At 72.3% G+C, this 14,249-nt stretch carries 15 protein-coding genes; 6 read left to right on the plus strand and 9 right to left on the minus strand.

Going from position 1 to position 14,249, the window contains the following annotated elements:
* Window positions 1-35: 35 nt before the first annotated feature.
* Window positions 36-341, minus strand: a complete 306-nt coding sequence (locus ACFWI9_RS06610; RefSeq protein WP_387159411.1) for a 4a-hydroxytetrahydrobiopterin dehydratase — start codon at window positions 339-341, stop codon at window positions 36-38.
* Window positions 342-390: 49 nt separating this feature from the next.
* On the opposite strand from ACFWI9_RS06610, the gene ACFWI9_RS06615 reads away from it, so the two are divergent.
* Window positions 391-1,224: a helix-turn-helix domain-containing protein gene (locus ACFWI9_RS06615; protein WP_387159412.1), complete on the plus strand. Its 834-nt coding sequence runs from the start codon at window positions 391-393 to the stop codon at window positions 1,222-1,224.
* Between the two features lie 102 nt (window positions 1,225-1,326).
* On the opposite strand, the gene ACFWI9_RS06620 is transcribed toward ACFWI9_RS06615, so the two are convergent.
* The 4 genes from ACFWI9_RS06620 to ACFWI9_RS06635 form a co-directional block, all read right to left on the minus strand.
* Entirely contained in the window at window positions 1,327-1,512 is a 186-nt protein-coding gene (locus ACFWI9_RS06620) for a hypothetical protein (protein ID WP_387159413.1), read from the minus strand.
* Between the two features lie 108 nt (window positions 1,513-1,620).
* On the minus strand, window positions 1,621-2,031 hold the full coding sequence (locus ACFWI9_RS06625) for a hypothetical protein (RefSeq protein ID WP_387159414.1): 411 nt from the start codon (window positions 2,029-2,031) through the stop codon (window positions 1,621-1,623).
* Between the two features lie 123 nt (window positions 2,032-2,154).
* A complete protein-coding gene (locus ACFWI9_RS06630; protein WP_387159452.1) occupies window positions 2,155-4,344 on the minus strand; it encodes a phage holin family protein in 2,190 nt (729 codons plus the stop codon).
* 188 nt (window positions 4,345-4,532) lie between these two features.
* Window positions 4,533-4,973 (minus strand): hypothetical protein, encoded by a 441-nt coding sequence (locus ACFWI9_RS06635; protein WP_387159415.1) that lies wholly within the window; start codon window positions 4,971-4,973, stop codon window positions 4,533-4,535.
* Between the two features lie 239 nt (window positions 4,974-5,212).
* Between ACFWI9_RS06635 and ACFWI9_RS06640 the strand changes: the two genes are divergently transcribed.
* Both ACFWI9_RS06640 and ACFWI9_RS06645 read left to right on the plus strand, forming a co-directional pair.
* Window positions 5,213-5,986 carry an MBL fold metallo-hydrolase gene (locus ACFWI9_RS06640; protein ID WP_387159416.1) on the plus strand — a complete coding sequence of 258 codons (774 nt, stop codon included), beginning with the start codon at window positions 5,213-5,215 and terminating at the stop codon, window positions 5,984-5,986.
* 91 nt (window positions 5,987-6,077) lie between these two features.
* Entirely contained in the window at window positions 6,078-6,725 is a 648-nt protein-coding gene (locus ACFWI9_RS06645) for a DedA family protein (RefSeq protein WP_387159417.1), read from the plus strand.
* Window positions 6,726-6,746: 21 nt separating this feature from the next.
* Here the strand turns inward: ACFWI9_RS06645 and ACFWI9_RS06650 are convergent, their stop codons facing one another.
* From ACFWI9_RS06650 to ACFWI9_RS06660, 3 genes are all read right to left on the minus strand, one after another.
* Window positions 6,747-7,952, minus strand: coding sequence for an MBL fold metallo-hydrolase (locus ACFWI9_RS06650; RefSeq protein WP_387159418.1), 1,206 nt, complete (start codon window positions 7,950-7,952; stop codon window positions 6,747-6,749).
* 77 nt (window positions 7,953-8,029) lie between these two features.
* On the minus strand, window positions 8,030-9,250 hold the full coding sequence (locus ACFWI9_RS06655) for an aminotransferase class I/II-fold pyridoxal phosphate-dependent enzyme (RefSeq protein ID WP_387159419.1): 1,221 nt from the start codon (window positions 9,248-9,250) through the stop codon (window positions 8,030-8,032).
* A 178-nt stretch (window positions 9,251-9,428) separates the two neighbouring features.
* Window positions 9,429-10,004, minus strand: a complete 576-nt coding sequence (locus ACFWI9_RS06660) for a TIGR03086 family metal-binding protein (protein ID WP_387159420.1) — start codon at window positions 10,002-10,004, stop codon at window positions 9,429-9,431.
* Between the two features lie 208 nt (window positions 10,005-10,212).
* On the opposite strand from ACFWI9_RS06660, the gene ACFWI9_RS06665 reads away from it, so the two are divergent.
* Window positions 10,213-11,031 carry a methyltransferase domain-containing protein gene (locus tag ACFWI9_RS06665; protein ID WP_387159421.1) on the plus strand — a complete coding sequence of 273 codons (819 nt, stop codon included), beginning with the start codon at window positions 10,213-10,215 and terminating at the stop codon, window positions 11,029-11,031.
* Between the two features lie 100 nt (window positions 11,032-11,131).
* On the opposite strand, the gene ACFWI9_RS06670 is transcribed toward ACFWI9_RS06665, so the two are convergent.
* Entirely contained in the window at window positions 11,132-11,398 is a 267-nt protein-coding gene (locus tag ACFWI9_RS06670) for a DUF1049 domain-containing protein (protein ID WP_387159422.1), read from the minus strand.
* 293 nt (window positions 11,399-11,691) lie between these two features.
* On the opposite strand from ACFWI9_RS06670, the gene ACFWI9_RS06675 reads away from it, so the two are divergent.
* Window positions 11,692-12,450, plus strand: a complete 759-nt coding sequence (locus ACFWI9_RS06675) for a GntR family transcriptional regulator (RefSeq protein WP_387159423.1) — start codon at window positions 11,692-11,694, stop codon at window positions 12,448-12,450.
* A 628-nt stretch (window positions 12,451-13,078) separates the two neighbouring features.
* The gene (locus tag ACFWI9_RS06680; RefSeq protein ID WP_387159424.1) at window positions 13,079-14,194 is read left to right on the plus strand and encodes an adenosine deaminase; all 1,116 of its coding nucleotides are present in this window, start codon (window positions 13,079-13,081) and stop codon (window positions 14,192-14,194) included.
* Window positions 14,195-14,249: the final 55 nt, after the last annotated feature.

Here is a 14,249-nt window from a genome sequence, read left to right on the forward strand (position 1 = left end):
CAGGCGGATGTGCACGTGTGGTCATTCGGCACAGGTCAGCTCGCTCCATGGCTTGGAGCGACGGCCTCGACGCGCTGGGCGAGTTCGAAGTCGTGCTCGGTGATCGCACCGCCCGCGTCATGCGTGTTCACGGTGAGATTGACGGTGTTGTAGCCGAGCGTGAGATCCGAGTGGTGGTTGAGCTCGTCCTGGATCCGCGCCACATGCACGACGAGCGCCGTGGCCGCGAAATGGCTGCCGAGCCGGTACGTACGGGCGATCCGGTCGCCTTCCTGGGACCAGCCGGGCAGTTCGCGCAGCCTGTCCTCGATCTCCTTCTGCGACAACGGCTCTGTGGGCATGAGTCCGATCTCCCTCCGGGGTGTCTGAGAGCGACGCTAACGTTGAGGTATGACAACTGTCGTGCCTGACACGGAAGTGGGGCCACTCCTACGCGTGTGGCGCGAGCGCCGCAAGGTGAGTCAGCTGGAGCTCGCACTGCGTGCCGGTTCATCCGCGCGGCACATCAGTTTCATCGAGACGGGGCGGTCCCGTCCCAGCGAGGACATGGTCCTCAAGCTGGCCGAGCACCTGGACGTGCCGGTGCGCGACCGCAACGCCCTGCTGCTCGCGGCCGGTTACGCGCCCAGGTACGCGCGGACCCCGCTGGACGCTCCGGCACTCGACTCCCTGCGCGACGGGCTGGAACACCTGCTCAGGGGCTACGAACCGTATCCGGCGCTCGTCGTCGACGCTACGTACACCGTGGTGGCGGCCAACCGGGGGATCACCATGCTGCTCGACGGTATCCCCGCGCGTCTCCTCACCGCCCCGCTGAATGCCATGCGCATCACCCTGCACCCCGAGGGCCTCGCTCCGCGGATCCGCAATCTGCGCGCCTGGCGCAGGCACCTTCTCGACCAGATGGAGCGCCAACTGGCCCTCACGCGCTCCGTGGCGCTGCGGGAGGTATACGAGGAGGTCGCGGCGTATCCCCTGCCTGATACGTACGACGCCGCCGATGAGCCGGCAGAGCAACCCGCCGACGCAGGCGCCGAATACGCGTCGCCGTCACCTTTCGCGCTGCCGCTGCGGATCGAGCATGGTGGCACGGTGCTGTCATTCGTCTCCTCGATCGCCACGTTCAACACGCCGTTGGATGTGACCGTCGCCGAACTGGCCATCGAGACCATGCTTCCCGCCGATCCGGCGACGGTGGCGCACCTGCGGTCGCTGGTGGCCTGACACTCCTGCCACGAGTCCGCACCCGCCCGGGGCGAGCCGGTCGGGTGCGGCGCCAGGAACCGGAACCGGAGCCTGAACCGGTGCCGGTGCTCTGGGGGCCGCTCAGTTGGGCGAACCGTTAGCCGCGGGCCGTACGTCGCCGGTCGTGGTGGTCGCGTCGGCAGTGGCCGGAGCCTGCGCGGGTTCAGCCGTGCGGGCCGAGTCCTCGCGCGGGCGCTCCGACGGATCCGTACGGGCCACCTCGGCGCGGACCAGGGCGTTCAGGGCTGCGAATGCGTCGATGGGCATGGCTGTGCTCCCTGCGGATGCTGAAAAGTGGTGGGGGGTGGGATGTGCCGGGAGCGGGCTGGGACGGCGGCACACGGGTGCCGTGTCGTAGGGCCCGCCCGGGCCCCCTCAGCAGCGCAGGACCAGCGATCTCGACGCACCGGGCGCGGGTCGCGCGCCCACGGGATGTGCCGTGCCGTTCGGGGCGGCCTGCGTCGGGGCCGCGGTCACCGGTACGGCGTGGGGCTGAGTGCCCCGCCGCTCGGTACGGCGCACCAGCCTCGGCAGGTCCTCCGACTCCGTTGTGTCCTGTGTCGCCTCCCCGGGGGTTTCCGCCGGGACGGACGAGGCCGGGGCCGGTACGCCCATGCCCGGAACCGCCGCGGCGCCGGCGGCCGCCGGCGCGCAGAGCAGTGCGACGATCGCCGTCATGGCGACGATCGCGACACGCACAGCGGCACCAGTGGCAGCACGCACGACGGCGATCACGACGGCACGAACAGCGGCACCAGCGGCGGCACAGCACGCGGCACGGTTCACGGGCACAACCTCCTGCACCTGCCACATGTGCCCGCCGGCCGGCCCCGGCTCCGCTTCCCGGCGCCCGGTGCACACCCACGAGCTACCGCGTTAGACCGACTGCGCCTCGTCCATCGCGCTCGATCAGTCGGTCTCGCAGGCTTCGGTGAGCGGCACCTGGGGGCCGTGAGCCTCGCCCACAGCCTCCCCGAGCCAGCGCCGCAGCACCAGGTGCACCTGCTCGGCTCCCACCAGCTCCCCGCCGTCCGCGACCGGCTCTGACAGCTCGTACGGCGACAGGAGGAAGGGGCGCGACTGCTCGCCGCCGAGCCCGCCGTGTGAACCGATCTGCTCTTCGAAGGCATGCACCTGACCGGCCACGGGGTCGTAGCTGGAGTTGACCATGATGTCCGCGACATGGGGGAAGGTGTCGGTACGCCGGATCACATCCGCCGCCCCCGGGCCGAAGACGGCCAGGGGCCCGGTGCCGTCGAGTGTGCTCACGGGCAGTTCCGCCCCGTCCGGCCCGAGCACCACGGACCCCGCCCGTTCGCTGCGCACCAGCAGGAAGCCGATGCCGGGATGGTTGGCGAGGGTACGCAGCAGGGCCGGGTGACGGCGGTCGATCTGCTCCCGGCTGAGCCGCCCCGGGACATCGGGAAAGGAGACGAGGCCGAGATTGCCCGAGGCGAGAACCACGGGTTCGGACCACTCAGCGTCCGGCTGCCGCTCCACGGCCTCGTCACTCGCGCCGCTCACATCGCCTGGACCACTCGAATCACCTGCGGCTCCGACATCGCCTGCACCACTCGCGTCGCCTGCACCACTCGCGTCGCCCGCATCGCCCGCATCGCCCGCATCGCCCGCCGGGCACACTGCCCCCGTCTCCGCTCCGTTCTCCACCGGCCGGTGCAGCACGCCACGCAATGCGTCCCGGGCCGCGTCACGGGCTTCCGCGCCGCTCGGGGTACGCACGGCGCGGCGCGGGACGGGTAGCCCGCAGCCGGCTCTGACCAGGTCCTTCAGTGTGAGTCCGAAAGCACCGGCGAAGGTCTCGCCCGGGCTCTGGCCGTGGTCGGAGAGCAGCACGATCCGGTACGCGCGCGGGGCGTGCGCCGCGGCCTTGGCGATCAGGGCGATGGAGCGGTCGATCCGGCTGAGTACCTTCGCGGCGTCCCTGCTGTGGGGCCCCGAGTGGTGGGCGACCTCGTCATAGGCGACGAGGTCGGCGTAGACACCGGTACGGCCGGCCAGCATGTCGCCGATCACCGCGGCGACCACGACGTCCCGTTCGACCACGGTCGCGAAGGCCCGGATGAAGGGGTAGAGCCCGCCACGGCCGACCCGTGGCCGGTCGCCGCGCAGCCGGGAGCGGACCGACTGGACGACCTCGCGCACGGCTTCGGCGACGAAGGAGACCGCGGTGCGGACCGCGTTGGCGGGGTCCGAGAAATAGGCGAAGTATCCGGCCCGGGACCTGTTGGCACGGCCGCGGCGGGCGGCCACGGACAGCACCAGTGCGAGCTGGTCGGCGCCACCGCTGAACAGATTGCCGCGGCTCGCGCCGTCCACGCTGAGCAGCCCAGGATCCCGGGTGCGGGCGACCGCCCTGCGCTGGAGTTCCGCAGCGCTCGCGGGGCGGTTGCTCACCATGGTCCGGCCGGTGTCCTTCTCGTACCAGCGGAAGCCGGGGACATCGTGGTTCGAGCCGTGCAGGATACCGAGCTGGCTGGCACCGGTCTGGCTGGACCAGTCGGTACGCCAGGGCGTGAGGCGGTGCGTGGTGTCGAGCCAGCGGGCGACGGTGGGCATCAGCCCGTCATCGACGGCCGCGCGCAGCACGGTGTACCCGACGCCGTCCAGTTGCAGGAACACGGTGCCGGGCGGGGACCGGTCACCGAGTCCCTGGTCACCGTGGCGCCGCCGTCTTCGCTGGGCGAGGCGGGAAAGGCGGCGGCGGTACGCGTCGTCGTCCCGCACAGCGAGTGCGGTGGAGGTGGCGGAGGCCACGGCGGACATGACGGCTGCGACCACGACGGCGGTCTCGGGGTCGGCCGCGCCGCGGCCGTCGGGGATCAGCCAGAGCGCGAACAGCAGCAAGACACCGTTGAGGAAGAATGCCAGCAGTCCGAGCACCAGCGCCGGGACGAGCAGCAGCGCGCGTACGGCCAGTGGCCACACCAGGGCGCTGAGCAGCCCGAACGCGCCCGCACCCAGGGCAGCGGTGATCGCTGTCCGGGTGATGCTGTCCCCGCCTGGTGACTGGAGCCGGAAGTCCGGGAGGATTCCGGCGAGTACGAGCAGGGTGAGGGTGGACACCGCCCACACCACCATCACCCGCGCCAGGGCGCTGCCCGCTGCTCGCCAGGTGTGCCGGCCCACGCGCTGACGGCCGGTACGCCGACCGCCTGCACGCCCCTCTTCCGGGCGGCCTTCATCCCCGCGGCCCTCATCCCCGCGCTCTTCGCCCACGCGCCGTCACTGCCTCTCGCGTCGCCTGCGATCCAGCGTCGCAAAAATAGTCAGCAGCCGTCGTAGCCGGCGGTCGGCATGGACATCCTGCGGTGCACCGTCGCCTTCATCGCCGCGTCGTAGACCGGTTCGTCCAGCCCCGCGGTCTCCAGGCGCACCCCGCGCCGCTCGCACTCCGCCGAGAATTCCGGCACCGAGGTGACCGCCCGGGCCAGCACACGATCATTGGGGGCGACGAAGAGGTCCACCAGGCCCGCTTCGACGTCGGCCCACAGCACCCCGTGGTCGGGGCGAAGCCCGTAGAACAGCAGTTCGCGGGTGACGACATAGCCCTTGTCCGCCGCCCAGTGGGCGCACATCGCCTGCTGGCTGCGGGTGTCCACGAGGAAGGGTTCGCCGTCCAGTTCCTCCAGCGGGGTGAGGCTGGCGATCGATGCCGCACGCAGACGGTGCCGTCCGGAGTCCGGTGAGCCGTCGGGCGCGTGCTCCATGGAGCGATCCCCCCTGTCCCCTGGTGAATTGTTGAAGGTGACCCTACTGCGGAGTCGACGGCGCAGGGGAGGCGCACACCGGCGCTCGCGACGGCACGGGACTACCCCGCGCGCAACCCGACACCACAGATCGCCACCGAAAGACCTCGACGGCCGCCGAGCGCCTAGGCTCGTAGCGGAGTTCGAAGGTCACGGAGACGGGCCGGGCCGGGCCGGAAGGCGAGCCGAGGAGGCGGTACGTGCCGATGGAGGTGACTTGGTGGGGCCATGCCACCTGTACCGTCGAGGACTCCGGAGTCCGGGTGCTCACCGATCCGCTCTTCGTGAGCCGGCTCGCGCATCTGCGACGTCGGCGCGGAGCCGTGCCGCCCCCCGAAGCCGCGGTGGCCGACGCGGTCCTGGTCTCACATCTGCACGCGGATCACCTGCACCTGCCGTCGCTGGCCCGGCTCGCGCCCGGGACCAGGCTGATCGTGCCGCGCGACGCGCCCCGGGCGGTGCCCGGTCTGCGGCGGCTGGCCGGGCTGCGCGTCACGGAGGTGGGGCCGGGTGACGAGGTGGCGGTGGGCGAGCTGCGCGTACGGGCCGTCCCAGCGCTGCACGACGGCCGGCGGCTGCCGTTCGGCCCGCATCGCTCCCCCGCGCTCGGCTATGTGATCCAGGGCGGAGCCCAAACGTACTTCGCGGGTGACACCGGACTGTTCGACGGAATGGCGGACACGGTCGGCTCGATCGATGTGGCTCTGCTCCCGGTGGGCGGTTGGGGGCCGTTCCTGGGGCATGGCCATCTCGACCCGGACCGGGCGGCGCGGGCGCTCGCCGCGCTCGCGCCGCGAGCGGCCATACCGGTCCACTACGGCACGTACTGGCCGATCGGGATGGACGCGGTCCGGCCGCATGAGTTCCACTCGCCGGGCGATGAGTTCGCCAGGAAGGCTGCGCGGCTGGCACCCCGCGTGGCGGTGCACCGGTTGGGGCACGGCGAGAGCGTCCGGCCGGAAGTCGGGCGATGACAGCGGCCCAGGACAGAGGCGGGCGGACGACGGAGACTCATGGCAGGGGCCGGGCCGGCGACAGAGGTGGGCCGATGACGGAGGCGGGCCGATGACGTTCCAGGAGGCGATCAGACAGCTGCCTCTCGAGTCGCAGCACGCGGTCGGCTTTCCCTCACTGTTCCTTGTGGTCGCACTGGGCTCGCTGGTGCCGGTGATTCCGACCGGGGCGGTAGTGAGTTCGGTGGCGGTGGTGGCGCTCCACCAGTCGCTGCCGTTCGCCTTGCCGGCCGTGTTCCTGGTGTCAGCGCTCGCGGCCTTCACCGGAGATGTCGCGCTGTACTGGCTGGGGTGGCGCGGACTCGGCTCTCGCGGCGGTTCCCGGTGGCTGGAGGCACTGCGCGAGCGGGCGACACCCGAGCGGCTCGCGCAAGCGGAGCGGGGGCTGGAAAAGCGCCGGGTCACGGTACTGGTGCTGTCGCGGCTGGTGCCCGCCGGGCGTATCCCGGTGATGCTGGCCTGTCTGCTGACGAGGATGCCGCTGCGCCGCTTCGCCGGGGCCGACGTACCGGCGTGCCTCGCGTGGGCCGCGGCATACGGGCTGATCGGGATCCTCGGCGGCTCGCTCTTCCCCGAGCCGTGGCAGGGAGTGCTCGCGGTGGTGGCCCTGACCCTGCTGATCAGCGGCGCCCCGGCACTGTGGCACAGGCTGCGACGCGGGGCGGCGCGCCAAGGGCCTTCGGGTGGTGAGCCGACCTGAGCCGCTCCGGTGCCCTCACCGTCAGGAGGTGGCGAGCGACCGCGAGCCGCCGACCGGCAGGTCCCAGAGCCGTTCGCGCGGCAGACCGGTGTGGTCCCAAGCGGCGAGCAGGCGCCGGAGCGGCTCCAGCACGGGCTCCGCTGACAGGACGAAGGTCGCCCAGTGCATCGGTGCCATGTTCCGGGCGCCCAGGTCGGTGAATGCTTGCACGGCCTCCTCCGGGTCGGTGTGCACGGTGCTGAGCCACCACCTCGGCGCGTACGCCCCGATCGGCAGCAGCGCCAGGTCGATGTCCGGGTGGTGGTGGCCGATCTCCTTGAACCAGTGGCCGTATCCGGTGTCGCCCGCGAAGTACACCCGGCGGCCCCGCTGATCGGTGAGCACCCAGCCGCCCCACAGCGAACGGCAGGTGTCCGTGAGCGTCCGTTTGGACCAGTGGTGTGCCGGTACGAAGTCGAAGCGGACCGCTCCCCCGTCCGGCGACGGGAGCTCGGCGGCCTCCCACCAGTCGAGTTCGGTCACCCGGCTGAACCTGCGCCGCCGGAACCAGCGGCCGAGCCCGGCCGGGACGAACACCGGAGTGCGCCTGGGGAGGCGTGCGATGGTGGGAGCGTCCAGATGGTCGTAGTGGTTGTGGCTGATGACCACCGCGTCGACGGGCGGCAGGTCCTCCCAGCTGACACCGACCGGCGTGAGACGCGCCGGGGTGCCGAGGATACGCCGGGACCAGACGGGGTCCGTGAGTACCGTGAGGCCGCCGATGGCGATCACCCAACTGGCGTGCCCCGCCCAGGTGACGGCAACGGTCCCCGGGGCAGCGGCCGGCAGCGGATCCGGGGCGAACGGCAGTTGCGGGACATCGGCGAGACCTGCGGCAGCGGGCCGCAGCGCGCCCTCCCTGGCCAGCTTGGCCAGGGCCCGTACACCGGGGAGGGGGGCGGTCAGCCGGTTCGCGAAGGAGCGGGGCCAGCGGCGGGTGAACCCGAGTGGCCGAACCCGGCTTACCGCTCCCGGGGCGGGCGCGGGCAGTGGGGCGGGCGGCTGTGCGGTTTCCGGTGCGGTCTCAAGGGCCGGCAGGGGCTCCCCGGATCCGGAACCGATGCCGGTTCCGTGGCCGGTACGCGAGGGAGCGGGCGGCGATACGGCGGTGCTCCGTACGCCGCGACGCCCTTCCGGGTGGTCGGGGTCGTTCGCGAGGTCGGGCGGGGGCTCCGGGTGGTCGCTCATCTGGGGTCTCCGTTCGGCGCGGGTGGGGGCTCGCGGTTCGCGGCGGTGGTCGGCGGATTTCGTACATCTGCGTTCGCTCAGCGGAGTTCATCGAAGGCCGATCCGAAACGGGACAACGCGCGGGCCACATGAGGAAGTTCGAGTGGCCGTTCCGCGGTGAGCGCGCTGATCCGTTCCTCGGCGGTCGCGCCGAGCAGCGGCCCCGTACCCAGTCGTACGCGGAGGGCACCGAGTTCATCGCCGAAGCGGTGACCGCCGGGTGTCAGGGCGCCGAGGCGGGCGCTCAGATAGTCCTCGAGTTCCATCGAGTCGGTGACCCCGCGCGCCGCCAGGCGGGCGCGCAGGGGGGCGAGGTCGGCGTACAGGTGCCGCCCGGCCTGCGGGGGCCGCGCGAGGGCACCGGACCCGAGCACGGCGTGGTGTGCCGCCGCCGCGAGCTGGGCGTGGAGGGCGGCTGCGCGCGCGGCGCGGGTGGCGACGGGCTCGGGCTCATCGAGTGCGTGCGCGGCGGCCTCGGCCACCGGGCCGGCGACAAAGGCCCCCAGCGCGGTGAGGATGTCGAGGACCCTGGCCCGCTGCGCGGCCCCGCGCCCGGTGGACGGGAACCGGGCCACCGCGACCGGCCAGGCCGCCGGAGCCAGCGCGCCCGACAGATCGCTGATGACGGTCACGTCGTCGGGGCACATCTCGGCGGGGCTCAGCAGTACCCGCTCGAGGGGCCGGTGCAGCGTGTCCCGCCAGGTCTCGTCGCTGATGATGTGCATCCCCTGGTCGACCGCCGCCTCACAGGCCTCGCGTACCAGCTCGGGTGGGGCGACCGTGGCGGTCGGATCGTCGGCGACGGACAGCAGCAGGAGGTGCGGGGTGCCGCCCTCGGCCCGCACCCTGCGCGCAGTCTCCAGCAGGGCGTACGGATCCGGCACTCCCCCGCACTCCGCAGGTGTCGGCACATGGAACGCGGGCCGTCCCAGCAGCCGGACCTGCGGTGTCCACCACGCGGGGCACGGCCGGGGCATCAGCACATCGCCGCCATGCGCGGCCAGCAGGGCGAGCAGCAGGGGCTGTGCGCCGGAAGCGGCGGCGACATCCTCCGGATGGCTGCGCAGTCCGCGGCGCCACCAGTAGCCGACGGCCGCCTCTCTCAGCACCGGACCCCCGCCTGTCGGCTCGGGCGTGGAGGTACGCCCCGCCGCAGCCGCGAGCACTTCGGCGAGCTCGGGCAGCACGGGCAGCCCCGGCTCCGGCGCGTGCGGGCCGTACCGGACCGGTCCGTGGTCTTCCGGAGCCGTCCGCCGCATGGGCCCACCTCCCGTGCTCGCGCCCGGGAACACCCCCGGCTCACGTGTCGACAAAGGCCATGAGCCCTTTATACGAAGGTTCCGCCCGCCCCGCCGCTCCGGTCGGCCCATTCACGTGATCCGGGCTGGTTCGAGAGGACTGGTTCGATCGAGGCTGGTTCGGTGCCGGATTCGTTCATCAGGGTTCGCGTCCGAGCAGGCAGAGCAGCCTGGTCTGGGCGTCCGCGCCCGGAGGGGGCTCGACGGCGGGCGCGAACAGGCCGCTGCCTGCCAGACCAGCGGCATACGGAGCGACCTCGTGCGCAGTGAACTCGACCAGCGCGGCCGGGAGGGCTTCGTCCGCGCCGATGGCCCGGGACAGATCCCAGGTGTGCACAGTGGCGTCGGCCGCCATCTGCGCGCAGTACCCGGCAGCGGTGCGCTCGCCGTACGACAGCGCCACCGTCCGGTCCAGTGCGCCGGGCGCGTTGAAGGCCGCTTTCGCGCCGGATGCGGCCCGGTCCCAGGTGACCGCGGGATGCGCGCCGAGCACATCGCCGTCGAAGCTGTCGCCCACCTCGGTGATGCGACGGCCTTCGCCGACGAGCAGCGGTACCCACAGCTGCTCGGCGGTCAGATGGTTCACCAGGTCCCGGACGGTCCACTCGGCGCACGGGGTCGCCCTGTCCCACTGGCCGGGCCGTACGGCGTGCACCCGTTCGGTGAAGAGTGCGAGCGCTTCGGAGTGCCGGTCCAGAAGAGCGTGGGTGTCCATGGCGTCCACTCTGCGCCTCCACGTGGCCGGACGCGAACGACCGTGAGGCGTTCCCACTGTCACCTCGTCCGAATCGCAAGACGCCTATCTCATGATTCGGCTTGGAAGGCGTACGGTGGTGGTGTGGCCGCCTTCCCGGCTCCATGACGTGATCCGCGTGAAGTCTGCCCGAACACAACCGACTTGAAGGAACGGGAGTGCGAGGACCATGACCAAGGGCACCACTGCCACCGCCGTCTACACCCATGGGCACCACGAATCGGTGCTGCGCTCGCACCGCAGCCGTACGGCCGCGAACTCCGCCGCGTATCTGGTGCCGGAGCTCAGGCCAGGACTCGACATACTGGACGTGGGCTGCGGTCCAGGCACCATCACAGCCGATCTGGCCCTGCTGGTCGCACCCGGCGCGGTCGCCGCCGTCGACAGCGAGCCGGGGATCCTGGACGCGGCCCGCGCGGTGGCGTCCGAGCGCGGCCGGGACAACATCACCTTCGCGGTCGCTGACGTCCACGCCCTGGACTTCCCGGACGACTCCTTCGACGTCGTGCACGCACACCAGGTGCTCCAGCACGTAGCCGACCCGGTGCTCGCCCTGACCGAGATGCGACGGGTCTGCCGGCCCGGCGGGCTGGTCGCCGTCCGCGACAGCGACTACGGCTCGTTCAGCTGGTACCCGGAGGTGCCGGGCCTGGACCACTGGCTGGAGCTGTACCACCGGGTGGCCCGTGCGAACGGCGGGGAACCGGACGCCGGGCGTCGGCTGTACACCTGGGCACGGGCGGCGGGCTTCACCGACATCACCGCCACGGCCGCGGCCTGGTGCTTCGTCACACCCGAGGAACGCGCCTGGTGGAGCGGGCTCTGGGCGGACCGTACGACACAGTCGGACTATGCCCGGCTGGCCGTCGGCGGAGGCCATGCGAACGCCGGGGAACTGGCGGCGATCGCCGACGCCTGGCGGGAGTGGGGGCGAACGGACGGCGCGTGGTTCGGCGTCCCGCACGGCGAGTTGCTCTGCCGCGCGTAGCCCTGTCCGGGATCCGGTCACGTCGCGCGCATCGCGGCTGTCGCCCGACTACCCAGCCGCGCACACGGATCCCAGGCCGCGTCCCCGCGCCCTGCCGCGGTCACTTGCCTCGGCGACCGAGGTAGAGCGCCGCGCAGAGCGCGCCCAGGACCGCCGCGGCCAGCAGGGCCAGGTAGAGCGGCATGACCACTTCGGGGATCAGCAGTCGGACCGTGACCTTGCGGGTGTTCTCGAAGATGAAGACCAGCGTAAGGACCGCGATCACCAGGAACAGGATCCTGCGGGGCGTGAAGCGGCCATGGGCGCCGCCCGTGCGCGCCGGATGGCCGGTTCTCTTGCCGCTCCGCGATCCGCCCTTGGGACTCATGGGACCAGGATGGACAGCTCCCGGCCCCATGAGGCTGGTGGAGCGGGCCGAACGGGTGAGGCACCCGGAGCGCGCCCGCACGGCGCGGCACCATCCGGCGCCGCCGAAGCCGACAGACTCCACCGAAGGATCTTGTCAGACAAGACAGAACGCGGCACCAAGCTGACATCTACCTGCGTAGACCCACAAGGCCCAGCCGACTGTGAACTACGGTGGGTTTCTCGATGGCGAAGGTGATGACGACGCACGCATTACCTCGGCAGTGAGCAGACAAGGAAGCCCGGGGAGTCACAGTGGTAGTCAGCGGACCGGCGAGCGAGCCGCAGCGCAGACCGGTGGTCGTCCTGTACGAGCGCATCGCGGACGCCATCCACGACGGCACCTATCCGCCGGGCTCCACCCTGCCGTCCGAGCCACGGCTCGCGACAGAGCTGGGAGTCAGTCGGCCCGCGCTGCGCGAGGCGCTGCTGTTGCTCCAGGAGGACGGGCTGCTCACGGTGCGCAGGGGTGTGGGGAGGACGGTCAACGACCAGCCGCCGCGCCGCGGCTTCGAGCAGATCCAGCCCTTGGAGGAGCAGCTCGCGCAGGGCGGCGCGCCGCTGCGGGTGCGAGCCCTGCTGCGGACCCTCGAGGAGCCCACCGACTTCACCACCCAGCATCTGCACGCCCCCGCCCGTGCGGAGCTGCGCTTCTGGGAGTCCCTGCTGACGGGTGACGGTGCGGCGGCCCTCAGCCAGGAGTGGGCCGCGGCGGACGACGTGCTGGAGAGGGCGCACCCGGCGTTCGCCGGGGCGCTGTCCACGACCGAGGCCGAGCGGACCTCGATGCTGGCGGTGCTGGCCGGGGCCTCCCGGGGGCTGCCGCTGACCGCCCACGCGGGGGTGACGGCGACCTCGCTCGGACAACGGCGCGGAGCTCAGCTCGACCGGCCGGCGGACACCCCGGCCGTGCTGATCACCCAGGTCGTACGGGCGGGAGACATCCCGATCATGGCCGCCAAGCACATGCTGCCGACCGGCGCCCCCACGCTGTCCGTAGTGCAGTCGAGCTGACGCTGCCGCGATTTGCGGCACGGGCGCAGGCCGGCTGCCCCGTGTCGTGGGCCATTCCCCCGGGACCGCCGGACCGGGACGTGCCGTGGGCCGGGCCGGCGATCTGCCACCTGCCTGGATCACCCGCGAATGCCCGGGGGCGAGTGCCTGGGGACGGACGGATGGCCCATACCGACCGGGTGTGGCCGGCGCGGGCCCATGCGTACGGCGCGAGGCCGTACATGCCCGGCGCGCGGCCGCGTGTCCCGGCGCCCGACCGCACGTAGCCGACGCCCTGACCGAAGGCGCCCGACGCGGAGGCGTCCCCCACGTCCCGGCCAGACATACCCGGCGGTCCCGGCCGAACACGCCTGACGCCCGACCGCACATACCCGACGCCCTGACCGAAGGCGCCCGATGCGGAGGCGTCCCCCACGTCCCGGCCAGACATACCCGGTGGTCCCGGCCGAACACGCCTGACGCCCGACCGCACATACCCGACGCCCTGACCGTGCCCGCGCCTCATGCCCTGCGACCGGACCGGACGTACCCGGCCCCCACCCCCTGCGGCCTCGCGCGGACCACCGCCCGAGTTGCCTCGCAGCCCGTGTACAGCGCCGAGCGCCCGCGTGCCGTACACTCCCGCTGCATGCACTTGTCTGACAACTCAGCGGCCGACCCCGCCACGAGCCCCGCCCCTGTCGCCGACTGGATCCTCCGCGCCCCCAAGGCCGTCCTGCACGACCACCTGGACGGCGGCCTGCGCCCCGCCACGATCATCGAGCTGGCTCGTGAGTGCGGCTACGGCGACCTCCCCACCGAGGACCCCGAGGCCCTGGCCGTCTGGTTCCGCGACGCGGCGGACTCCGGTTCGCTGGAGCGCTATCTGGAGACCTTCGCCCACACCTGCGCGGTGATGCAGACCCGCGAGGCGCTGTTCCGGATCGCCGCCGAGTGCGCCGAGGACCTGGCAGCCGACGGAGTCGTCTACGCCGAGGTGCGCTACGCCCCCGAGCAGCACCAGGAGCGCGGCCTGAGTCTTGACGAGGTCGTCGACGCGGTCAACGAGGGCTTCCGCGAGGGCGAGCGCCGGGCGGGTGGCCGGATCACCGTCCGCGCGCTGCTGACAGGTATGCGGCACACCCAGCGCTCCCTGGAGATAGCCGAGCTCACGGTGGCCCACCGGGACCGCGGTGTGGCGGGCTTCGACATCGCCGGCGGCGAGATCGGCAACCCCCCGGCCAACCACCTCCCCGCCTTCCAGCACCTGAAGCGGCACAACTGCCACTTCACCATCCACGCCGGCGAGGCCGTCGGCGCCGAGTCCATCCACGAGGCGGTCCAGGTCTGCGGCGCCGAGCGGATCGGCCACGGAGTCCGGATCACGGACGACATCCAGGTCGCCGACGACGGCACGGCCACCCTCGGCCACCTCGCGGCGTACGTCCGCGACAACGGGATCGCGCTGGAGGTCTGCCCGACCTCGAACCTCCAGACCGGTGCCGCGAAGGACTACGCCACGCACCCGATCGACCTGCTGCGCCGGCTCGGCTTCCGGGTCACGCTCAACACGGACAACCGCCTGGTCTCCGGTACCACGATGAGCCGCGAGTTCCAGCACATGGCGGACGCGTTCGGTTACGGCCCGGAGGTCTTCGAGCAGTTCACGGCCGCCGCCGTCGAGTCTGCATTCCTGCCCCTCCCGGAGCGCCGCCGCATCATCGACGCGGTGATCCGGCCGGGTTACGCCGCGCTGGCGCGCTGACGCTCTGAGCCGGGCTTGCCCACCGCAAGCCCATCGCTCCCCCTCCGTCCGGGCG

It is taken from the genome of Streptomyces sp. NPDC127084 (assembly GCF_042724175.1).
In the GTDB taxonomy this organism is placed as follows: domain Bacteria; phylum Actinomycetota; class Actinomycetes; order Streptomycetales; family Streptomycetaceae; genus Streptomyces.

Bases quoted from the DNA above. Each gene is read 5' to 3' on its own strand.
- ACFWI9_RS06650 (WP_387159418.1), bottom strand. From the start codon at position 7,952: ATGAGCGACCACCCGGAGCCCCCGCCCGACCTCGCGAACGACCCCGAC.
- ACFWI9_RS06630 (WP_387159452.1), bottom strand. From the start codon at position 4,344: ATGGTGGTGTGGGCGGTGTCCACCCTCACCCTGCTCGTACTCGCCGGA.
- ACFWI9_RS06655 (WP_387159419.1), bottom strand. From the start codon at position 9,250: ATGCGGCGGACGGCTCCGGAAGACCACGGACCGGTCCGGTACGGCCCG.
- ACFWI9_RS06615 (WP_387159412.1), top strand. From the start codon at position 391: ATGACAACTGTCGTGCCTGACACGGAAGTGGGGCCACTCCTACGCGTG.
- ACFWI9_RS06680 (WP_387159424.1), top strand. From the start codon at position 13,079: ATGCACTTGTCTGACAACTCAGCGGCCGACCCCGCCACGAGCCCCGCC.
- ACFWI9_RS06610 (WP_387159411.1), bottom strand. From the start codon at position 341: ATGCCCACAGAGCCGTTGTCGCAGAAGGAGATCGAGGACAGGCTGCGC.
- ACFWI9_RS06635 (WP_387159415.1), bottom strand. From the start codon at position 4,973: ATGGAGCACGCGCCCGACGGCTCACCGGACTCCGGACGGCACCGTCTG.
- ACFWI9_RS06620 (WP_387159413.1), bottom strand. From the start codon at position 1,512: ATGCCCATCGACGCATTCGCAGCCCTGAACGCCCTGGTCCGCGCCGAG.
- ACFWI9_RS06660 (WP_387159420.1), bottom strand. From the start codon at position 10,004: ATGGACACCCACGCTCTTCTGGACCGGCACTCCGAAGCGCTCGCACTC.
- ACFWI9_RS06645 (WP_387159417.1), top strand. From the start codon at position 6,078: ATGACGTTCCAGGAGGCGATCAGACAGCTGCCTCTCGAGTCGCAGCAC.
- ACFWI9_RS06670 (WP_387159422.1), bottom strand. From the start codon at position 11,398: ATGAGTCCCAAGGGCGGATCGCGGAGCGGCAAGAGAACCGGCCATCCG.
- ACFWI9_RS06665 (WP_387159421.1), top strand. From the start codon at position 10,213: ATGACCAAGGGCACCACTGCCACCGCCGTCTACACCCATGGGCACCAC.